Origin of the sequence: Pseudoduganella guangdongensis (genome assembly GCF_009857475.1) — a bacterium.
GTDB classification, from domain to species: Bacteria; Pseudomonadota; Gammaproteobacteria; order Burkholderiales; family Burkholderiaceae_D; genus Rugamonas; species Rugamonas guangdongensis.
The window spans coordinates 240,385-259,563 of record NZ_WWCJ01000006.1 but is presented as its reverse complement, the minus strand read 5'-3'; the positions used below and the strand labels follow the sequence as shown (position 1 = coordinate 259,563).

The 19,179-nt window shown below is 65.7% G+C and carries 21 protein-coding genes; 19 read left to right on the top strand and 2 right to left on the bottom strand.

Annotation, left to right across the window (positions count from 1 at the left end):
• The first annotated feature begins 166 nt into the window (after positions 1-166).
• Genes GTP41_RS10555 through GTP41_RS10525 form a run of 7 tightly spaced genes read left to right on the top strand, consistent with a single transcriptional unit; the run spans position 167 to position 5,169 of the window.
• Positions 167-742: a YqgE/AlgH family protein gene (locus tag GTP41_RS10555; protein WP_229502812.1), complete on the top strand. Its 576-nt coding sequence runs from the start codon at positions 167-169 to the stop codon at positions 740-742.
• A complete protein-coding gene (gene ruvX / locus GTP41_RS10550; RefSeq protein WP_161025535.1) occupies positions 735-1,133 on the top strand; it encodes a Holliday junction resolvase RuvX in 399 nt (132 codons plus the stop codon). The genes GTP41_RS10555 and ruvX overlap by 8 nt, the downstream gene beginning before the upstream one ends.
• Entirely contained in the window at positions 1,120-1,641 is a 522-nt protein-coding gene (gene pyrR / locus GTP41_RS10545) for a bifunctional pyr operon transcriptional regulator/uracil phosphoribosyltransferase PyrR (RefSeq protein ID WP_161025534.1), read from the top strand. The genes ruvX and pyrR overlap by 14 nt, the downstream gene beginning before the upstream one ends.
• On the top strand, positions 1,634-2,599 hold the full coding sequence (locus tag GTP41_RS10540; protein ID WP_161025533.1) for an aspartate carbamoyltransferase catalytic subunit: 966 nt from the start codon (positions 1,634-1,636) through the stop codon (positions 2,597-2,599). The genes pyrR and GTP41_RS10540 overlap by 8 nt, the downstream gene beginning before the upstream one ends.
• Positions 2,599-3,903 (top strand): dihydroorotase, encoded by a 1,305-nt coding sequence (locus tag GTP41_RS10535; RefSeq protein ID WP_161025532.1) that lies wholly within the window; start codon positions 2,599-2,601, stop codon positions 3,901-3,903. The genes GTP41_RS10540 and GTP41_RS10535 overlap by 1 nt, the downstream gene beginning before the upstream one ends.
• Positions 3,893-4,693, top strand: a complete 801-nt coding sequence (locus tag GTP41_RS10530; protein WP_229502811.1) for a lysophospholipid acyltransferase family protein — start codon at positions 3,893-3,895, stop codon at positions 4,691-4,693. Before GTP41_RS10535 ends, GTP41_RS10530 begins: the two co-directional genes overlap by 11 nt.
• A complete protein-coding gene (locus GTP41_RS10525; RefSeq protein ID WP_161025531.1) occupies positions 4,690-5,169 on the top strand; it encodes a hypothetical protein in 480 nt (159 codons plus the stop codon). Before GTP41_RS10530 ends, GTP41_RS10525 begins: the two co-directional genes overlap by 4 nt.
• 22 nt (positions 5,170-5,191) lie before the next feature.
• Here the strand turns inward: GTP41_RS10525 and GTP41_RS10520 are convergent, their stop codons facing one another.
• Positions 5,192-6,046 (bottom strand): symmetrical bis(5'-nucleosyl)-tetraphosphatase, encoded by an 855-nt coding sequence (locus GTP41_RS10520; RefSeq protein ID WP_161025530.1) that lies wholly within the window; start codon positions 6,044-6,046, stop codon positions 5,192-5,194.
• 51 nt (positions 6,047-6,097) lie between these two features.
• On the opposite strand from GTP41_RS10520, the gene rfbB reads away from it, so the two are divergent.
• The 12 genes from rfbB to GTP41_RS10460 all read left to right on the top strand — a co-directional run bounded on the left by rfbB (position 6,098) and on the right by GTP41_RS10460 (position 18,371).
• Positions 6,098-7,165 (top strand): dTDP-glucose 4,6-dehydratase, encoded by a 1,068-nt coding sequence (gene rfbB, locus GTP41_RS10515; protein ID WP_161025529.1) that lies wholly within the window; start codon positions 6,098-6,100, stop codon positions 7,163-7,165.
• Entirely contained in the window at positions 7,165-8,064 is a 900-nt protein-coding gene (gene rfbA / locus GTP41_RS10510) for a glucose-1-phosphate thymidylyltransferase RfbA (RefSeq protein WP_161025528.1), read from the top strand. The genes rfbB and rfbA overlap by 1 nt, the downstream gene beginning before the upstream one ends.
• A complete protein-coding gene (gene rfbC, locus GTP41_RS10505) occupies positions 8,061-8,606 on the top strand; it encodes a dTDP-4-dehydrorhamnose 3,5-epimerase (RefSeq protein ID WP_161025527.1) in 546 nt (181 codons plus the stop codon). Before rfbA ends, rfbC begins: the two co-directional genes overlap by 4 nt.
• The gene (gene rfbD, locus GTP41_RS10500) at positions 8,603-9,463 is read left to right on the top strand and encodes a dTDP-4-dehydrorhamnose reductase (RefSeq protein WP_161025526.1); all 861 of its coding nucleotides are present in this window, start codon (positions 8,603-8,605) and stop codon (positions 9,461-9,463) included. The genes rfbC and rfbD overlap by 4 nt, the downstream gene beginning before the upstream one ends.
• 173 nt (positions 9,464-9,636) lie before the next feature.
• Positions 9,637-10,734: a glycosyltransferase family 4 protein gene (locus tag GTP41_RS10495; protein ID WP_161025525.1), complete on the top strand. Its 1,098-nt coding sequence runs from the start codon at positions 9,637-9,639 to the stop codon at positions 10,732-10,734.
• A 50-nt stretch (positions 10,735-10,784) separates the two neighbouring features.
• A complete protein-coding gene (locus GTP41_RS10490; RefSeq protein ID WP_161025524.1) occupies positions 10,785-11,099 on the top strand; it encodes an H-NS histone family protein in 315 nt (104 codons plus the stop codon).
• A gap of 36 nt (positions 11,100-11,135) precedes the next feature.
• Complete coding sequence (locus GTP41_RS10485) at positions 11,136-12,515, top strand: phosphomannomutase/phosphoglucomutase (RefSeq protein WP_161025523.1); 1,380 nt, start codon at positions 11,136-11,138, stop codon at positions 12,513-12,515.
• The gene (waaC, locus tag GTP41_RS10480; RefSeq protein ID WP_161025522.1) at positions 12,515-13,480 is read left to right on the top strand and encodes a lipopolysaccharide heptosyltransferase I; all 966 of its coding nucleotides are present in this window, start codon (positions 12,515-12,517) and stop codon (positions 13,478-13,480) included. The genes GTP41_RS10485 and waaC overlap by 1 nt, the downstream gene beginning before the upstream one ends.
• A 2-nt stretch (positions 13,481-13,482) precedes the next feature.
• Entirely contained in the window at positions 13,483-14,766 is a 1,284-nt protein-coding gene (gene waaA, locus GTP41_RS10475) for a lipid IV(A) 3-deoxy-D-manno-octulosonic acid transferase (RefSeq protein WP_161025521.1), read from the top strand.
• 89 nt (positions 14,767-14,855) lie between these two features.
• Positions 14,856-16,652 carry a CIA30 family protein gene (locus GTP41_RS10470; RefSeq protein WP_161025520.1) on the top strand — a complete coding sequence of 599 codons (1,797 nt, stop codon included), beginning with the start codon at positions 14,856-14,858 and terminating at the stop codon, positions 16,650-16,652.
• Positions 16,653-16,662: 10 nt separating this feature from the next.
• On the top strand, positions 16,663-17,769 hold the full coding sequence (locus tag GTP41_RS10465; RefSeq protein ID WP_161025519.1) for a sensor histidine kinase: 1,107 nt from the start codon (positions 16,663-16,665) through the stop codon (positions 17,767-17,769).
• Positions 17,766-18,371, top strand: a complete 606-nt coding sequence (locus GTP41_RS10460) for a response regulator transcription factor (protein WP_161025518.1) — start codon at positions 17,766-17,768, stop codon at positions 18,369-18,371. Before GTP41_RS10465 ends, GTP41_RS10460 begins: the two co-directional genes overlap by 4 nt.
• On the opposite strand, the gene GTP41_RS10455 is transcribed toward GTP41_RS10460, so the two are convergent.
• Positions 18,368-19,168, bottom strand: a complete 801-nt coding sequence (locus GTP41_RS10455; protein ID WP_371867328.1) for a M48 family metallopeptidase — start codon at positions 19,166-19,168, stop codon at positions 18,368-18,370. The two genes, GTP41_RS10460 and GTP41_RS10455, sit on opposite strands and share 4 nt — an antisense overlap.
• Positions 19,169-19,179: the final 11 nt, after the last annotated feature.

Here is a 19,179-nt window from a genome sequence, read left to right as displayed (position 1 = left end):
TAGTAAACTGTCGTTATATCCGACAGTTGCAGCGCGGATATTACAGTAAAGAACTCTTAACAGTCCTGCATAGAGAGCAATCATGAAAAAAGTCAAACTGACCAGAAGCATGCCTGTGCCGGGATTGTTACCGGAAACTAGTGAACTGAAGGAGCTAAAGGCGCCTATGACTGCCCCTGCGCTCAACCTGGCGGATCATTTCCTGATCGCCATGCCATCCATGCAAGACCCGATTTTCGGCGGCACGGTGGTGTATGTATGCGAACACAATGAGAACGGCGTGCTGGGCGTCGTGATCAACAAGCCGACCGATATGACCATGGAAGTGCTGTTCGACCGGATCGACCTGGAAGTGTCGTCCGCCGCCGAGCGCCACCTGGAGTCGGAGCCGATCATGTTCGGCGGCCCGGTGCAGGACGACCGCGGCTTTGTCTTGCACACGCCGGGCGCGCGCTATTCGTCCTCGCTGACGGTGACCAACGACGTCGCCTTCACCACCTCCATCGACGTGCTGGAAGCGGTGGCCCGCGGCCAGGGCCCGGAGCGCATGATGGTGTCGATCGGCTACGCGGGCTGGAGCCCGGGCCAGCTGGAAGACGAGCTGGCGCGCAATGGCTGGCTGACCGTGGCGGCCGATCCGCGCATCGTGTTCGATACGCCGATCGAGGAGCGCTACAACGCCGCCATGAAGCTGCTGGGCTTCGATCCCCTGATGCTGAATTCTGAAGCGGGTCATGCATAGTCCGGAAACTGTTTTAGGCTTCGACTTCGGCATCAAACGCGTTGGTGTCGCAATGGGAAACACGATGATCGGCCAGGCCACTCCCCTGGCCGTCATTCAATCCACGGTCAACGATGCGCGCTTCGCCGAAATCAAGGCCCTGATCGACAAATGGGGGCCGACGAAACTGGTGGTGGGCCTGCCTTTCCATCCGGACGGGGCAGAGCACGAAATGACGGCACGCTGCCGTAAATTCGCCAACCAGCTGAACGGCCGTTTCAATCTTCCTGTGGTGCTGGTCGATGAGCGCTACTCCTCGGTGATGATCCAGGCCAAGCGCGGCGAAATCATCGACGACCGCGCCGCCGCCATCATCCTGCAACAATACTTTGACGAATATGTCCCACACTGATCCCCAACAGCTGGACGCTGAAGCGCTGTACGCGAATTTGCTTGAACAGGTGCGCGCCGCCATCGCCGGCGCCAATGATCCCGCCATCGTCGGCATCCACTCGGGCGGCGCCTGGATCGCCGAGCGCCTGGCCCGGGACTTGAACCTGGGCGCGCGCCTGGGCGTGCTGGACGTGTCCTTCTACCGCGACGACTACGCGAAGAAGGGCCTGCCGGCGGAAGTGAAGCCGACCCATATCGGCTTCGACGTCAACGGCGCCAGCATCGTGCTGGTGGACGACGTGCTCTACACCGGCCGCACCACGCGCGCGGCCATCAACGAATTGTTCGACTACGGCCGCCCGGCGCGCATCCTGCTCGCCGCGCTGGTGGACCGTGGCGAACGCCAGTTGCCGGTGGCCGCCGACTTCGTGGCGGCCCACACGCGCTGCGCGCCGGGCCAGGCGCTGCGCCTGCAGCAAGGCGGCGACGGAAAGTTTTCCCTGACTATTGAACAGAACCATGCTTAATCCGCAACTCAACAAACACGGCGAGCTACAGCACCTGCTGTCGACCGAGGGCCTGCCCAAGGCCATCATCAACCAGATCCTCGATACCGCGTCCTCCTTCGTGTCGGTGTCTGACCGTGAAGTGAAGAAGGTTCCGCTGATGCGCGGCAAAAGCGTTTTCAACCTGTTCTTCGAGAATTCCACCCGCACCCGCACCACCTTCGAGATCGCCGCCAAGCGCCTGTCGGCGGACGTGATCAACCTGAATATCGCGGCCTCCTCCGCCAGCAAGGGCGAGTCGCTGCTGGACACCATCGACAACCTGTCGGCCATGCACGCCGACATGTTCGTGGTGCGCCACTCGCAATCCGGCGCGCCGTACCTGATCGCCAAGCACCTGCAGGACACCAAGCAGAACCACGTGCACGTGGTGAACGCGGGTGACGGCCGCCACGCGCACCCGACCCAGGGCCTGCTGGACATGTACACCATCCGTCACTACAAGAAGGACTTCACCAACCTGCGCGTGGCGATCGTGGGCGACATCCTGCACAGCCGCGTGGCCCGTTCCGACATCCACGCCCTGACCACCCTGGGCGTGCCGGAAATCCGCGCCATCGGCCCGCACACCCTGCTGCCGGGCGGCCTGGAGCAACTGGGCGTGCGCACCTTCACCAATATGGACGAGGGCTTGAAGGACGTGGACGTGATCATCATGCTGCGCCTGCAGAACGAGCGCATGAGCGGCGCGCTGCTGCCGTCCGCCGGCGAGTACTTCCGCGCCTACGGCCTGACGCCGGAGCGCCTGGCGCTGGCCAAGCCGGACGCCATCGTGATGCACCCGGGCCCGATGAACCGCGGCGTGGAAATCGATTCCGCCGTGGCCGACGGCCCGCAATCGGTGATCCTGTCGCAGGTCACCTTCGGCATCGCAGTCCGCATGGCGGTTATGAGCATCGTAGCAGGCACGCACGCATAATGAACGTACTTATCCAAAACGGCCGACTGATCGATCCGGCCAACAAGATCGATTCCAAACAAGACCTGTACATCGTGGACGGCAAAGTCGCCGCCATCGGCGGCGCGCCGGCCGGCTTTGTAGCCGAGCGCACCATCGACGCCGCCGGCAAGGTGGTGGCGCCGGGCCTGGTCGACCTGTCGGCGCGCCTGCGCGAGCCGGGCTTTGAATACAAGGCCACCCTGAAATCGGAAATGCAGGCGGCAGTGCAGGGCGGCGTGACCTCCCTGGTGTGCCCGCCGGACACCGACCCGGTGCTGGACGAGCCGGGCCTGGTGGAAATGCTGAAGCACCGCGCGCGCGGCCTGAACCAGGCCCACGTGCATCCGCTCGGCGCGCTGACCCACGGCCTGAAGGGCGAAGCCCTGACCGAGCTGGTGGAACTGACCGGCGCCGGCTGCATCGGCTTCTCGCAGGCCGAGACCCCGATCAAGGACACCACGGTGCTGCAGCGCTGCATGCAGTACGCCGCCACCTTCGGCTTCACCATCTGGCTGCGCCCGCAGGACGCCTACATCGGCCGGGGCGGCGTGGCCCACAGCGGCCCGCTGGCCTCGCGCCTGGGCCTGTCCGGCGTGCCGGTGATGGCCGAGACCATCGCCCTGCACACCATCTTCGAACTGATGCGCGCGACCGGCGCCAAAGTCCACCTGTGCCGCATGTCGTCCGCCGCCGGCCTGGAGCTGGTGCGCGCGACCAAGGCCGAAGGCCTGCCGATCACCTGCGACGTGGGCGTGCACCATGTGCACCTGACCGACACCGACATCAACTTCTTCGACTCCAACTCGCGCGTCGATCCGCCCTTCCGCAGCCAGCGCGACCGCGACGCGATCCGCGCCGGCCTGCTGGACGGCACCATCGACGCCATGTGCTCCGACCACACCCCGTGCGACGACGACGAGAAGCTGCTGCCTTTCGGCGAAGCCTCGCCCGGCGCCACCGGCCTGGAACTGCTGCTGTCGCTGGCCCTCAAGTGGGCCGACGACTACGCCGCCGCGCAGGGCAAGGATGATGCGCTGGCGCGCGCCATCGCGCGCGTCACCACCGATGCCGCGCGCGTGGCCGGCCTGGCGCAAGCCGGCCAGCTGGGCGTGGGCAGCGTGGCCGACGTGGTGGTGTTCGATCCGGCCGCGCGCTGGACCGTGACCGGCGCCGCGCTGGCCAGCCAGGGCAAGCACACGCCGTTCCTGGGCTATGAATTGGCAGGCCAGGTGGAAGCGACCATCGTAGCGGGACATATCGCCTATGAGCGGAATGGAAGCTAAGCAGGCGGAGCAGCGCAACCTCGACCGGCGCCTGATGCTGCGCATCGGGCGCATGGCCTTGCACCTGCTGGCGGGCATGGCGATTTGCGCGTTTATCTTCCCCTTCATCGGGCCGGAGAAGCGCAATGCCCATGTGCGCCGCTGGTCGCGCCAGCTGCTGGCGATCTGCAATGTCAGCGTGCAGGTCAGCCAGGACAGCGCCGAGGTGCTGGAGCATGGCATGGTGGTCTGCAACCACATTTCGTGGCTGGACATCTTCGTCATCAACGCGCTCTATCCATGCCGCTTCGTCGCCAAGTCGGAGATCCGCGACTGGCCGCTGGCTGGCTGGCTGGTGGCGCAGGCGGGCACCGTGTTCATCGCGCGCGGCAACAAGCGCGAGCTGCGCACCATCTTCAAGGGCCTGGTGCATGCCTTGCAGGAGGGCCAGCGCGTGGCCTTCTTCCCGGAGGGCACCACGGCAGCGCAGGGCACCATCCTGCCATTCCACGCCAACCTGTTCGAGGCGGCGGTGGACGGCAAGGTACAGGTGCAGCCTTTCGCGCTATCCTATGTGGACGCGGCCGGCCAGCCGCACCAGTCGGTGGACTTCATCGGCGATATGACTTTCGCGCAAAGCGTGGTCAATATCCTGGATGGCAAGCCAGTGCGCGCGCGCCTGACGGTGCTGGCGCCGATGCCAGGCGCGGGCGCGCACCGGCGCGAACTGGCGCAGGCGGCGCATAATGCCATCGGCACGGCGCTCGGCATCCTGCCCGCGGCGGAAACTTTACAGGAGCATTCAGCATGACCAGGATCAGTGTGCTGGCAGCCTGCCTGCTGTTGGCAGCCTGCAGCGGCGATATGTTCGCCAACGCCAAAACCTTGCGCACGCAGGCGACGGAAAGCCTGACGCAAAAGAACTACGGCATTGCGATGGACAAGGCCTATGCCGCCACCTTGAAGTCGCCCAAGGATGCCGAGGGCTTCTTCCTGCTGGCGCAGGCGCAGGCGCAACTGGGGCGCAGGAACGCCGCCATGGCCTCGCTGGAGACGGCCATCGCCAACGGTTTCACCGACGAGGAAGCGATCAAGGGCAACGCCAACCTGGCGCCGCTGCGCAATGCCGAGGCTTACAAGGAGCTGATGGCGGCAAGCTTCACGCCGGCCCCGGCGGAAGGCGCCGCGCCGGCCGAGGGCGCGGCGGCTGCGGATGCGGCCAGCGCTGAGGCCAAGCCGGACGGCCAGCAGGCGCAGGCCGCGCCGCCAGCCGTCCCGGCGCGTTAAGCTACCGCGGCGCTGCGGCGCCTCACTGCGCTTTTTGCGCCCGGTATTCCGGGCAATCCACCTGCAGCAGGCGGCGGTCGTCCAGGCAGACGGCCGACAGCTTGCCGCCCCACACGCAGCCGCTGTCGAGGGCGATCAGGCCCGGCTTGATCTGCAAGCCCAGCGCCGACCAGTGGCCGAACACCACCGTGGTATCGGCGGTGCGGCGGCCCGGCACCTCGAACCAGGGCATCAGGCCCGAGGCCGGATCGGCTGTCGCCGTTTCCTTCATCTTGAAGTCCATCACCCCTTCGGCATCGCAGAAGCGCATGCGCGTCAGCGCGTTGACGATGCAGCGCAGGCGCGCCGTGCCGCGCAGCGACTCGTCCCAGCGGTCGGGCTGGTTGCCGTACATATCGCGCAGGAAGTCGACCCACTGCGCGCCGCGCAGCGCCGCCTCGACCTCGCCGGCCAGGGCCAGGGTTTGCTGCGCCGTCCATTGCGGCAGCACGCCGCCGTGCACCAGCAGGTGGCCCTGGCGCAGGATGGCCATGGGGCGCAGGCGCAGCCAGTGCAGCAGCGCTTCGCGGTCGGCGGCGGCCAGGATGTGCTCAATGGTGTCCGAGCTGGATTCGGGACGGATGCCGTTGGCCACCGCCAGCAAATGCAGGTCGTGGTTGCCCAGCACGGCGTCGATGCGGCCGTCGCTGCCTTGGCTCAGGGCCTGCACGTAGCGCAAGGTGGACAGGGAATCGGGCCCGCGGTTGATCAGGTCGCCGCAAAACAGGATGGCCGGCGGTTGATTCCCTGCGGCATGTTCTGTTTCCAGGATGCTTTCAACCAGTGTTACAGTCTCTCCGTGGCAGCCCTGCAGGTCGCCCACTACATATGTTTTCATTTGGGATTATCAAATACAATCATGGTGTCAATTTACTCGTAAGGATAGCGCATGATATTCGTCACTGGCGGTGCTGGTTTTATCGGTTCCAACTTTGTGCTGGACTGGCTGGCCCAATCGGATGAAGCCGTCCTGAATTACGACAAGCTGACCTATGCCGGCAATTTGCAGAACCTGGCCTCGCTGCAAGGCGACGCGCGCCACGTTTTCGTGCGCGGCGATATCTGCGACCAGGCCCAGGTGCTGGCGCTGTTCCGCCAGCACCAGCCGCGCGCCGTGGTGCACTTCGCGGCGGAGTCGCATGTGGACCGTTCCATCCACGGCCCGGGCGAATTCATCCAGACCAATATCAACGGCACCTTCAGCCTGCTGGAAGCGGCGCGCGCCTACTGGAGCGAGCTGGCCGATGGCGAGAAGGCCGCCTTCCGCTTCCTGCACGTGTCCACCGACGAGGTGTACGGCACCCTGGGCCCGGACGATGCGCCGTTCAGCGAAACCACGCCGTATGCGCCCAACAGCCCGTACAGCGCGTCCAAGGCCGCCTCCGACCACCTGGTGCGTTCCTACCACCACACTTACGGCTTCCCGACCCTGACCACCAATTGCTCGAACAATTACGGTCCTTACCACTTCCCGGAAAAGCTGATCCCGCTGATCATCGCCAACGCCCAGGCCGGCAAGCCGCTGCCGATTTACGGCGACGGCCAGCAGGTGCGCGACTGGCTGTTCGTGAGCGACCACTGCACCGCAATCCGCCGCGTGCTGGCCGAAGGCCGCCTGGGCGAGACGTACAACGTCGGCGGCTGGAACGAAAAAGCCAACCTGGACGTGGTGCACACCCTGTGCGACATGCTCGACACGCTGAAACCGAAGGCCGGCGGCGGCAGCTACCGCGACCAGATCACCTACGTGAAGGACCGCCCCGGCCACGACCGCCGCTACGCCATCGATGCGCGCAAGCTGGAGCGCGAGCTGGGCTGGAAGCCGGCCGAGACCTTCGAAACCGGCATCCGCAAGACCGTGCAGTGGTACCTGGATAACCCGCAATGGGTGGCGGACGTGCAGTCCGGCGCCTACGCCAACTGGGTCGAGACCAACTACAACAACCGGGAGCAATAATGAATCCAGTCAGCGACCGCAAAGGCATTATCCTGGCCGGCGGCTCCGGCACCCGCCTGTACCCGATCACCAAGGCGGTCTCCAAGCAGCTGCTGCCGATCCACGACAAGCCGATGATCTACCATCCGCTGACGGTGCTGATGCTGGCCGGCATGCGCGATATCCTGATCATCTCCACCCCTCAGGACACGCCGCGCTTCCAGGAACTGCTGGGCGATGGCAGCCAGTGGGGCATTAACCTCAGCTACGCGGTGCAGCCCTCGCCGGATGGGCTGGCGCAAGCCTTCATCATCGGCAAGGAGTTCGTGGGCGACCATCCATCGGCCCTGATCCTGGGCGACAATATCTTCTACGGCAACGACCTGGACGCCATGCTGCGCAGCGCCGCCGAGCGCACCGAAGGCGCCACCGTGTTCGCCTACCACGTGACCGATCCGGAACGCTACGGCGTGGTGGAGTTCGACGACGAGCGCCGCGCGCTGAGCATCGAAGAAAAGCCGCCCGTGCCGAAATCGAACTACGCCGTCACCGGCCTGTATTTCTACGACACCGGCGTGTGCGATATCGCCGCCAAGATCAAGCCGTCCGCGCGCGGCGAGCTGGAAATCACCGACGTCAACCGCGCCTACCTGGAAGCGGGCACGCTGCAGGTGGAGTTGATGGGGCGCGGCATGGCCTGGCTCGACACCGGCACCCACGACTCGCTGCTGGACGCGTCCCAGTTCATCGCCACCATCGAGCGCCGCCAGGGCCTGAAAGTGGCCTGCCCGGAAGAAATCGCCTACCGCAAAGGCTATATCGACGCCGCCCAGCTGCGCCAGCTGGCCGAACCGCTGAAGAAGAATGGCTACGGCCAGTACCTGCTGCGCATCCTGGAAGACAAGGTGATCAACCGATGAAAGTATTGCCAACCCCGATCGAGGGCTTGCTGGTGATCGAGCCGACCGTGTTCGGCGACGACCGCGGCTTTTTCTACGAGAGTTTCAACGCGCGCCGCTTCGAGGAGCTGACCGGCGTGCGCACCGAATTCGTGCAGGACAACCATTCGCGCTCGGCCAAGGGCGTGCTGCGCGGCCTGCACTACCAGGTGGAGCAGGCGCAGGGCAAGCTGGTGCGCGTGACCAGCGGCGCCGTGTTCGACGTGGCGGTGGACTTGCGCCAGTCCTCGCCGACCTTCGGCCAGTGGTATGGGCTGGAACTGTCGGCCGAGAACAAGCGCCAGTTATGGATCCCGGCCGGCTTTGGCCATGGCTTCGTGGTCACCAGCGATGTCGCGGAATTCCTGTACAAGACCACCGACTACTACGCGCCGGCGCATGAGCGCAGCGTGATCTGGAACGATCCGGCCATTGGCATTGAATGGCCGCTGGAGGGCGAACCCCTCTTGTCGGCCAAGGACAAGGCCGGCCTGCCGCTGGCGGAGGCCGAAGTTTTCCCATGAAGATCCTGTTGACGGGCGCCAGCGGCCAGGTGGGGTATGAACTGGAGCGCAGCTTGCAGGGCCTGGGCCAGGTGGTGGCCGTGGATCGCCGCCGCATGGCGCTCGACCAGCTGGACCAGGTGCGCCAGGTGATCCGCGAAGAAAAGCCGCAACTGATCGTCAATCCGGCCGCCTACACGGCGGTGGACCAGGCGGAAAGCGAACCGCAGCTGGCGCACCGCATCAATGCCGAAGCGCCGGCCGTGATGGCGGAGGAGGCCAAGCGCCTGGGCGCGGCCCTGGTGCATTATTCGACCGATTACGTGTTCCCCGGCGAGCAGCCGGGCGCGCGGCGCGAAGGCGACGCCACCGGCCCGGCCAATGTGTATGGCGCCAGCAAGCTGGCGGGTGAGCAGGCCATCATCGCCGCCGGCGTGCCGCACCTGATATTCCGCACCAGCTGGGTGTACGGCATGCGCGGCAAGAATTTCCTGCTGACGATGCTGCGCCTGGCCAAAGAGCGCGAGGAATTGCGCATCGTGGCCGACCAGCATGGCGCCCCGACCTGGTGCCGCACCATTGCCGACAGCACGGCCCTGGTGCTGGCGCAAGCGCGCGGCGGCGGTGCGGAGTGGTGGCAGGACAATGGCGGTATTTATCACCTGGCCAGCCAGGGCGCAACCACCTGGCACGGTTTTACCGAAGCGATCCTGGCGCAGGCCGGCATCGATTGCCGCCTGGTGCCGATCGCCTCGTCCGAATACCCGGTGCCGGCCAAGCGGCCGCGAAACTCGGTGCTGGATTCCGGCAAATTGATGGGACGCTTCTGTAACTTGCCGACTTGGCAAGAGTCCTTGCGCTTGTGTATGCGTAGCTGATTAGTTCAGAAAGGTATCAATTGGTAAGTAAATGCCGGGGGCGCAACGCCCTCGGCTAGAATTTCCCGTCGGCCCGCATGAATCCGGTACAATCGCCCGGTTAGCGTGCGGGCAATCTTTCTTGCTGCGTCGCGATCAAACCAGCGGCTAGCTCCCTATACTGATAAGAACAAATGTTTTCCTTCCTCGTGAGCTTTGTCGCGTCTGCACTGTTGACCCTGTGGGTCATCAAGGAAGTGCGGCTGCATGGCCCTGCGCTGGACACTGATTTCCTCGGCGTACAAAAGGTGCACGTGCACCACGTGGCCCGCATTGGCGGCCTGTCCATCTTCCTCGCGGTCGCCCTGAGCGCCTGTATTTCGGTCTGGCGCGTGCCGGCCATGACCAGCTGGATGCTGTCGCTCATGGCCTGCTCCCTGTTCGCCTTTGCCGGCGGCATTGTGGAAGACTACACGGGCAAGGTCAGCGCCACGCGCCGCTTGCTGCTGACCATGTTCGCCGCCTTGCTCGGCTATTTCCTGCTCGATGCGCGCATCGACCGCATCGACTGGCTCACCTCGGCCTGGCCCTTGCCGTATCTGTGGCTGACCTTGCCGCTCACGGTGCTGGCGGTGGCCGGTATTGCCAACGCCATTAATATCATCGACGGTTTCAATGGCCTGGCCAGCGTGGTCACCATTTGCATGCTGCTTTCGCTCGGTTATGTGGCGCTGCAGGTCAATGATATGTTCGTGCTGGTGGCGGCGTTGATGGTGGCGGGCGCCACGGCCGGTTTCCTGATTTGGAATTACCCGGTCGGCCTGATTTTCCTGGGCGACGGCGGTGCTTACTTTATCGGTTTTATGCTGGGTGAATTAGCGCTGCTGCTGGTTATGCGCAATCCCCAAGTTTCTACCTGGTACGCGGTATTGCTTTTAATATATCCCGCGTTTGAAACCCTGTTCAGTGTTTATCGGCGCCTGTTTATCCGAGGGAAGTCGCCCGCCATGCCGGATGGTATCCATTTGCACAGCCTGATTTTCCGCCGCGTGGTGCAATGGGCCGTGGGCCGCAAGGATGCGCGCGCCCTGGTGCGGCGTAATTCCCTGACCTCGCCCTACCTGTGGATGTTTTCGCTGATGGCGGTGATTCCCGCCACCGTGTTCTGGCGCTATACCTGGGTCCTGATCCTGTTCTGCCTGTTATTTATTGCGAGTTATGTCTGGCTTTATGTGCGGATCGTCCGATTTAAAGCACCGCGCTGGATGATTCGACACAAGAAAAGCCATTGACCGGATTTCGTGTATATTGCAATACGTCGAACCCAATAAAGGATAGGAATATGGACTTGTCGAATATGTCGTCCCCTGAATTGCGCAATCTGCAGGAACAGATAAAGCGTGAATTAAAACAGCGCGAAGGCCAGGACAAGCAAAAGGCGCGCGAACAGATCTTCGCCATTGCGCAGCAGGTTGGCCTGCCGCTCAAGGATTTGCTGATCGGCTACCCGGGCACCCGCAACAAGGGCGGCAAGGTCGAGGCGCGCTACCGCAACCCGGCCAATGCCGCCGAGCAGTGGACCGGCCGCGGCCGCCAGCCAAAATGGGTCAAGGACTGGGTCGACGGCGGCAAGCCGCTCGACGGCCTGCGCATCTGATCCCTCACTATCTTCAACTTACGTCTTAGTACTTCTATGGTCGCTCTCTCACAATCCATCTTCAAAGCTTACGATATCCGCGGCATCATCGGTAAAACGCTGGACGCCGGCGTGGCCCGTTCGATCGGCCATGCCTTCGGCATGGCCGCTGCCGCCAAGGGAGAGCGCAGTGTCGTGATCGGCCGCGACGGCCGCCTGTCCGGCCCGGAACTGATCGCCGCGCTGGCGCAGGGCCTGCAGGCCGCCGGCATGGACGTGATCGACCTGGGTGTGGTGGCCACGCCGATGGTGTATTTCGGCACCCAGGTGCTGGACACCCGTTCCGGCATCATGGTCACCGGCAGCCACAATCCGCCAGACTACAACGGCTTCAAGATGGTGCTGAAGGGTGAGGCGATCCACGGCGAGTCGATCACCGCGCTGTACCAGGCCATCGAGGCCGGCCTGCTGCCGGCGGCCACGCCGGGCCAGTACGGCACGCACGATATCCGCGCCCAGTACCTGGAGCGCATCATCGGCGATGTGATGATTGCGCGCCCGATCAAGATCGCGGTCGACTGCGGCAACGGCGTGGCCGGCGCTTTCGCGGGCGACCTGTATCGCGGCATGGGCTGCGAGGTGGTGGAACTGTTCTGCGAAGTCGACGGCACCTTCCCGAACCACCATCCGGACCCGGCGCACCCGGAAAACCTGCAGGACCTGATCCAGGCCCTGCGCGACACCGACGCCGAAATCGGCCTGGCCTTCGACGGTGACGGCGACCGCCTGGGCATCGTCACCAAGGACGGCCAGATCATCTACCCGGACCGCCAGATGATGCTGTTCGCGGAAGACGTGCTGTCGCGCAATCCGGGCGAGCAGATCCTGTATGACGTGAAGTGCACCCGCCACCTGGCGCCGTACATTGAGCAGGCTGGCGGCAAGCCGCTGATGTACAAGACCGGCCACTCGCTAGTGAAGGCCAAGCTGAAGGAAACCGGCGCCCCGCTGGGCGGCGAGATGAGCGGCCATATCTTCTTCAAGGACCGCTGGTACGGCTTTGACGACGGCCTGTACGCCGGCGCGCGCATGCTGGAAATCCTGACCAAACACGCCGACCCGTCGGCCCTGCTGAACGCGCTGCCGAAATCGGACAGCACGCCGGAACTGCACCTGCACCTGAACGAAGGCGAGAACTTCTCGCTGATGGCCAAGCTGGTGGCCGATGCCAAATTCCCGGGCAATGAACGCATCATCGACATCGACGGCCTGCGCGTCGAGTATGCGGACGGCTTCGGCCTGGCGCGCTCCTCCAACACCACGCCGGTGATCGTGATGCGCTTCGAGGCGGAATCGCCGGCCGCGCTGGCACGCATCCAGGGCCAGTTCCGTGATGTGATCCTGGCCGCCAAGCCTGACGCACAGCTGCCGTTCTGATGAATATCCTTCTGGTGCGCGTCTCCTCGCTGGGAGACGTGCTGCACAACATGCCGATCGTGGCCGACATCAAGCGCCACTTCCCGCACGCGAATATCGACTGGGTGGTGGAGGAGGGCTATGTCAGCCTGGTGCGCCTGAACCCGATGGTGCGCAACATTCTGCCGTGGGGCCTGCGCCGCTGGCGCAAGAACCTGCGCAGCAAGGAAGTGCGCGATGAAGTCGGCGCGTTCTTCACCAAGCTGCGCGAAGTGCAGTACGACTACGTGTTCGACACCCAGGGCCTGCTCAAGACCGGCGTGATCATGGGCGCCGCGCGCGGCAAGCACAAGATCGGCCTGGCCAACGGCAGCGAAGGCTCGGGCTACGAGGGCATCTCGCGCATCTTCCATACGAAAAGCATCCCGACCCACCCGCGCACGCACGCGGTGGCGCGCGGCCGCCTGGTGGTGGGCGCGGCCTTGGGCTTCAATGTCGACACCCCGGCCGACTTCGGCCTGCCGGAAGTGCCGGCCAGCGAGCCGCGCCCGGCGTGGATGGGCGAGGCGCCGTACGCCGTGTTCTTCCACGGCACGGCGCGCGACGCCAAGAAGTGGGCCCTGGCCAACTGGATCGAACTGGGCAAGGCGCTGGCGCCGATGCCGGTGCTGCTGCCATGGGGCTCGGACAAGGAAAAGGCGGAAGCCGAGGCGCTGGCCGCCGGCATCCCGAACGCGCGCGTGCTGCCCAAGCTGTCGATGGCCGATGCCGTCATGCTGGCGCGCCGCGCCGACCTGGCGGTGGGCGTGGACACCGGCCTGACCCACATCGCGGCCGCCTTCTCGCGCCCGGTGGTGGAGATCTACGCCGATTCGCCGCGCTGGAAGACCGAGGGCAACTGGTCGCCGCGCATCCTCAACCTGGGCGACAAAGGCGCGCCGCCCGGCGTGGCTGAAGTATTGGCCGCGGCGCGGAGCCTGCTCTGAGCATGCGCATCTTCTACACCTTCATGTGGTGGCTGGCCTTGCCGCTGGTGTTGGGCCGCCTGTGGTGGCGCGGCCGCAAGGAGCCGGGCTACCGCGAACACTGGGGCGAGCGCCTCGGCTTTTACGGCCCGCGCGCGGCCAACGACGAACCGATGACGATCTGGGTGCATGCGGTGTCGGTGGGCGAAACGCGCGCCGCAGAACCGCTGCTGGACGCCCTGCTGAAAAAATACCCGCAGGCGCGCATCGTGCTGACCTGCATGACGCCGACCGGCCGCGCCACCGGCAAAAGCCTGTTCGGCAAGCACGGCGCGCGCGTGGTGCAGTCCTTCCTGCCGTACGACATGCCGTTGCTGGTGGGCCGTTTCATCCGCCACTTCGAGCCGCGCGTCTGCATCCTGATGGAAACCGAGGTGTGGCCCAACCTGATCCTGCAATGCCAGCGCGACCAGGTGCCGGTGGTGCTGGCCAACGCGCGCCTGAGCGAGCGTTCGCTGGGCAAGGCGCTGCGCTTCGGCAAAATGATCCGCGACGCGGCGCAGGGCATCAGCCTGGTGGCGGCGCAGACCGAGGCCGATGCCTTGCGCATCCGCCAACTGGGCGCGGCCAATGTCAGCGTGACCGGCAGCATCAAGTTCGACGTGATGATCCCGCAGGCGGCGCTGGATACCGGCGCCGTGCTGCGGCGCCAGGTTGGCAGCCGCCCGGTCTTCCTGTGCGCCAGCACGCGTGAAGGCGAGGAGGGCATGATCCTGGAAGCGTTCCAGGCCGCGCGCGCCGAAATGCCGCAGGACGTGCTGCTGCTGCTCGTGCCGCGCCACCCGCAGCGCTTCGATGAAGTGGCGGCCATGGTGGCCGAACGCGGGCTGGCGCTGCAGCGCCGCTCCGAACTCAAGGCGCCGGGCGCCTCGGTGGCGGCGCAGACCGAGGTGCTGCTGGGTGATTCCATGGGCGAGATGTTCGCCTATTACTCGGTTTGCGACCTGGCCTTCATCGGCGGCAGCCTGCAGCCCTTGGGCGGGCAGAACCTGATCGAGCCGGCGGCGCTGGGCAAGCCGGTCATCGTCGGCGAGCACACCTTCAACTTTGCGCAAGCGACCGAGGACTGCCTGCAGCAGGGCGGCGCGGTGCGCGTCCACAGTAGCGACGGCTTGATGCACCAGGCGGCGATCCTGCTGGCCGACAGCCAGTCGCGCGCGGCCATGGGCGCCCATGCCCTGACCTTTGCCAACACCCACCGCGGCGCGACCGCGCGCACGATTGCCCTGCTGCCAGAGCTGAAGTGACAAATGTCATGCGCAAGTCATGGCAATTCATTCTGGCGCGCGGCAACCGCGCGCCGGATACTGCGGTTATCCACCACTAGGAGACCGCAATGCAAATGTTCCGCAAACTGTTGATCGCCGCCAGCCTGGCCAGCGCGCTGCCGGCCATGGCCGCCGAAACCATCCTGATCAAGGATGTGCGCGTGTTCGACGGCCACAAGGTGCACGCCCAGCGCAGCGTGCTGCTGCAGGGCGGCAAGATCGCCAGCGCCGATTTCAAGGGCAAGGCCCCGGCCGGCGCCAAGGTGGTCGAGGGTGCCGGCCGCACCCTGCTGCCCGGCCTGATCGATTCCCACGTCCACGCTTACCGCTTCCCCGACCTGCCGCTGCTGTTCGGCGTGACGACCCAGGTCGATATGTTCATGCCGGTGGCCGCCATGCAGGACGTGCAGCGCCGCATGGCGAAAGGCGAGAACCAGGCTTCGACGGACATCTTCTCGGCCGGCATGCTGGCCACCGCGCCGGGCGGGCATGGCGCCGAGTACGGCATCCCGGTACCGACCCTGACCACGCCGGGCGAAGCGCAGGCCTGGGTCGACGCGCGCATTGCGGAAGGTTCGAACTTCATCAAGATCATCGTCGAGAGCGGCGGCGTCGGCACGCGCAAATTTAATTCGCTGGACATGCCGACGGTGAAGGCGCTGGTGGACGCGGCGCATAAGCGCGGCAAGCTGGCGGTGGTCCACATCTCGACGCTGGAAGATGCGCGCGCCGCGCTGGAAACCGGCGCCGACGGCCTGGTGCACCTGTTTACCGGCGACGCGATCGGCGACGCCGACCTGAAGGCGCTGGTCAAGCTGGCGCGCGAGCGCAAGGCCTTCGTCATCCCGACCTTCAGCGTGATGGAGAGCATCGCCGGCCTGCGCGAAAAAGACGTTATCGAGGACAAGGCGCTGGCCTCCCTGTTGGACAAGGAGCAGATGATGACCCTGCATTCGAGCTACGGCTCGGAGCCCAAGCCGCAGCGCCTGACGGCGCCCAACGCGGTGGTGGCGGCGCTGCACAAGGCGGGCGTGCCGGTGCTGGCCGGCACCGATGCCGGCAACGCGGGCACCCAGTACGGCGCCAGCATGCACCACGAAATGCTGTCCATGACCAAGGCCGGTATGAGTCCGCTGGCGGTGCTGGCCGCCGCCACTTCGGCGCCGGCCAAGGCCTTCCGCCTGGGCCAGCGCGGCCAGGTGGCAAAAGGCTATAAGGCCGACCTGGTGCTGGTGGAAGGCGATCCGACGACCGATATCCTGGCCACGCGCCGCATTGTGGAAGTGTGGAAGGACGGCGAACCGGTGTCGCCGGCGCGCGCCAAAAAGCAGGAGCAGGTGGCGCAGGAATTGAGCCGCAAGAGCGTGCCGCTGGCGCTGCCGGCCGACGGCCGTATCAGCCTGTTCAGCAAGGACAAGCTGGCCAGCCCCTTCGGCACCGGCTGGATGCCGTCCAACGACGCTTTCCTGGGCGGTAAATCGACCGTCAAGGTCGAATACGCCGACGAGGCGGCCGTCAGCGTGCAAGCCAGCGTGCAGCCCGGCTTTGCTTTCCCCTGGGCCGGCCTGGCCTTCATTCCGGGCAGCGGGCCGATGGCGGCGGCGGACCTGAGCAACGCCAAGGTGCTGCGCTTCCGCGTCAAAGGCGACGGCAAGCGCTATGCGGTGGCCATCATGTCGAAGGCGGGTTCGATCCCGGTCAACGTGCCGTTCGAGGCGGGCGCCGACTGGCAGGAAGTGAGCCTGCCGCTGGCCGGTTTCAAGGGCGTGGATACCAGCACCATTACAATGATCGGTTTCAACGCAGGACCGCAGCCGGGCGACTACCAGTTTCAGATCGCCGACGTGCGCCTGATGCCGCAATAAGGGAACGAGCATGGGGAAGTTGCAGCGACTGCTGGCCGGACCGTGGGTGCCGGCCCACCTGGGCAAGGCGCCATATCTGTGGCTGCTGTCGCTGAATTTCCTGTTGTGGAAGTACTTCTACATCCGCCCCTCGCTGCTGGAGGCGGGCCTGCTGCTGGCGACGGTGGTGGTGTTCGTGCCGATGTATTTCGCCAGCTACTGGCTGCGCAACCGGCGCGCGCTGCCGCTGCTGCTGGCCACCGTGGCGCTGGGCGCGCTGTGGGCGCCGCATAACTTCGGCGCGTCCACCTTCTTTATCTTTGCTTGCGCCATGTGCGCCGCGTTGGAACGGCAGCGCGATGCCTACCTCGCCATCGGCGCCGTCCTTGGCACGGCGGTGCTGCTGGCGGCGGTGTTGGGGCTGGAGCTCAGTTTCCTGTTGCCGACGCTGACCGTCGGCGCGTCGATCGGCATTGCCAGCGTGATGGACGCCAAGGTGCGCCGTTCCAGCCTGCAGCTGCTGCGCAAGCAGGAGGAGGTCGAGCACATCGCCCGCATCGCCGAGCGCGAACGCATCTCGCGCGACCTGCACGACCTGCTGGGCCATACCCTGTCACTGATCGCCATCAAGGCCGAGTTGGCGGGGCGCCTGCTGGAGCGCGACACCGCTGCCACGGCGAAGGAAATCAAGGATATCGAAACCACGGCACGCCATGCGCTGGCCGAGGTCCGCAGCGCCGTTACCGGCTACCGCCAGACCGGCTTCGCGCAGGAGCTGGCGCAAGCACGCGCGGCGCTGGCCTCCGCCGCCGTCACGCTGGTCGCGGAGGTGCAGCCTTTCGCCATGCCCGCCACCGCCGAAAACGTGCTGGCGCTGGCCCTGCGCGAGGCGGTCACCAATATCCTGCGCCATGCCCAGGCCACGCGCTGCCAGGTCAGCGTGCGGCAAGAGGGCGGCCAGATCGTCTGCCACATCAGCGATGATGGCCGCGCGCCGGTCGACCGCGAAGCGCTGGCGGGCGGCAATGGCCTGCGCGGCATGCGCGAGCGGGTCGCGGCAGCCGGCGGGCGCCTGACGCTGCGCGCAGGCGAGGGGCTGGCGCTGGAACTCTATTTACCGATGGGAGCTGTTGCATGATCCGCGTATTGATCGCCGAAGACCAGTCGATGGTGCTGGGCGCGCTGGCCGCGCTGCTCAAGCTGGAACCCGACCTGGACGTGGTAGGCCAGGCGCGCAATGGGCAGGAGGCGCTGGTCCTGTGCGAAGAGCTGCGTCCCGACATTGTCCTGACCGATATCGAAATGCCGTTGATGACCGGCCTGGAGCTGGCCGCCGCACTGGCCGAACGCGGCGCCGCGGCGCGCGTGGTGATCGTCACCACCTTCGCCCGCTCCGGCTACCTGCGCCGCGCCATGGCGGCCGGCGTGCGCGGCTATCTGCTGAAAGACGCCCCCTCCGAATCGCTGGCCGCCGCCATCCGCAGTGTGCACGCCGGCGGCCGCGCCATCGCCCCCGAGCTGGCGCTGGAAAGCTGGAGCGGCGGCGAAGACCCCTTGAGCGAACGCGAACGCCAGGTCTTGCGCCTGGCCGGCGAAGGACGCAGCGGCGCCGACATCGCCAGACAACTGAGCCTGTCCGAAGGCACGGTGCGCAACTACCTGTCCGAAGCAATCAGCAAACTCAACGCGGGCAACCGGGTGGAAGCCTTCCGCCTGGCGCGCGAGGCCGGCTGGCTTTAAGTGAAGAGCGGCGGCAGTTCGGCGGCGCGTTTGCGCAGCAGCTGCTTGGCTTCCTCGTATTGCGGGTAGATGCGGCCGACGTTGGCCCAGAAGCGTGGGCTGTGGTTCATTTCCAGGATGTGCGCCAGCTCGTGCGCCGCCACGTAGTCGATCAGCGGCAGCGAGAAGTGGATCAGCTTCCAGTTCAGGCGGATGGTGCGCTGCACGGTGCACGAGCCCCAGCGCGTGTCGGCGGAGGACAGCGAGAAGCCGGCGTACTGCACGCCCAGGCGCGCCGCGTACAGGTCCAGGCGCTGCTGGAACAGGCCTTCGGCCTGCGCCTTGTACCAGCTCTTCACCCGCTCTTTGAGCAGTTGTTCGGTCGCGCCCTGCACCAGGCCCATGGCCAGCTCCATGGCCGTCGGGTCGAACTCGGTGCGGTTGCGCGGCGCGTGGTACAGGCGCAGGGTGATTTCGCCGCCCAGGTAGGGCAGTTTGGCGCCGTCTTCCCATACCATGGGCGGCTTTTCCAGGCGCGCGGCGCGGCGCTGGCGCCGTTCATCGAGCTTGGACAAGATCCAGTGCTGCTTGGCGCGGATGGCATTGTCGATGTCGCCCAGGGTGCAGCGCTTGGGCGCGGTCACATACAGGCCGGTATCGTCCACCGTGAAGCCGATCGAGTGGCGGCTGGAGCGCTTGAGCACATATTCGAGGATGTATTCGCCGACCAGCAACTGGCGCTTGTCCTGGTCGCCGGAGACGGGCGGGGAGGTGGGGTCGGGGCGGCGCAGTTGCACCGGAGGGCGCAGCAGGTTCACTGCCGCGGGAG

What these genes read in the sequence shown, in the direction of transcription:
- GTP41_RS10555 (WP_229502812.1), top strand. Translation starts at nt 167, where the DNA reads ATGACTGCCCCTGCGCTCAACCTGGCGGATCATTTCCTGATCGCCATG.
- ruvX (WP_161025535.1), top strand. Translation starts at nt 735, where the DNA reads ATGCATAGTCCGGAAACTGTTTTAGGCTTCGACTTCGGCATCAAACGC.
- pyrR (WP_161025534.1), top strand. Translation starts at nt 1,120, where the DNA reads ATGTCCCACACTGATCCCCAACAGCTGGACGCTGAAGCGCTGTACGCG.
- GTP41_RS10540 (WP_161025533.1), top strand. Translation starts at nt 1,634, where the DNA reads ATGCTTAATCCGCAACTCAACAAACACGGCGAGCTACAGCACCTGCTG.
- GTP41_RS10535 (WP_161025532.1), top strand. Translation starts at nt 2,599, where the DNA reads ATGAACGTACTTATCCAAAACGGCCGACTGATCGATCCGGCCAACAAG.
- GTP41_RS10530 (WP_229502811.1), top strand. Translation starts at nt 3,893, where the DNA reads ATGGAAGCTAAGCAGGCGGAGCAGCGCAACCTCGACCGGCGCCTGATG.
- GTP41_RS10525 (WP_161025531.1), top strand. Translation starts at nt 4,690, where the DNA reads ATGACCAGGATCAGTGTGCTGGCAGCCTGCCTGCTGTTGGCAGCCTGC.
- GTP41_RS10520 (WP_161025530.1), bottom strand. Translation starts at nt 6,046, where the DNA reads ATGAAAACATATGTAGTGGGCGACCTGCAGGGCTGCCACGGAGAGACT.
- rfbB (WP_161025529.1), top strand. Translation starts at nt 6,098, where the DNA reads ATGATATTCGTCACTGGCGGTGCTGGTTTTATCGGTTCCAACTTTGTG.
- rfbA (WP_161025528.1), top strand. Translation starts at nt 7,165, where the DNA reads ATGAATCCAGTCAGCGACCGCAAAGGCATTATCCTGGCCGGCGGCTCC.
- rfbC (WP_161025527.1), top strand. Translation starts at nt 8,061, where the DNA reads ATGAAAGTATTGCCAACCCCGATCGAGGGCTTGCTGGTGATCGAGCCG.
- rfbD (WP_161025526.1), top strand. Translation starts at nt 8,603, where the DNA reads ATGAAGATCCTGTTGACGGGCGCCAGCGGCCAGGTGGGGTATGAACTG.
- GTP41_RS10495 (WP_161025525.1), top strand. Translation starts at nt 9,637, where the DNA reads ATGTTTTCCTTCCTCGTGAGCTTTGTCGCGTCTGCACTGTTGACCCTG.
- GTP41_RS10490 (WP_161025524.1), top strand. Translation starts at nt 10,785, where the DNA reads ATGGACTTGTCGAATATGTCGTCCCCTGAATTGCGCAATCTGCAGGAA.
- GTP41_RS10485 (WP_161025523.1), top strand. Translation starts at nt 11,136, where the DNA reads ATGGTCGCTCTCTCACAATCCATCTTCAAAGCTTACGATATCCGCGGC.
- waaC (WP_161025522.1), top strand. Translation starts at nt 12,515, where the DNA reads ATGAATATCCTTCTGGTGCGCGTCTCCTCGCTGGGAGACGTGCTGCAC.
- waaA (WP_161025521.1), top strand. Translation starts at nt 13,483, where the DNA reads ATGCGCATCTTCTACACCTTCATGTGGTGGCTGGCCTTGCCGCTGGTG.
- GTP41_RS10470 (WP_161025520.1), top strand. Translation starts at nt 14,856, where the DNA reads ATGCAAATGTTCCGCAAACTGTTGATCGCCGCCAGCCTGGCCAGCGCG.
- GTP41_RS10465 (WP_161025519.1), top strand. Translation starts at nt 16,663, where the DNA reads ATGGGGAAGTTGCAGCGACTGCTGGCCGGACCGTGGGTGCCGGCCCAC.
- GTP41_RS10460 (WP_161025518.1), top strand. Translation starts at nt 17,766, where the DNA reads ATGATCCGCGTATTGATCGCCGAAGACCAGTCGATGGTGCTGGGCGCG.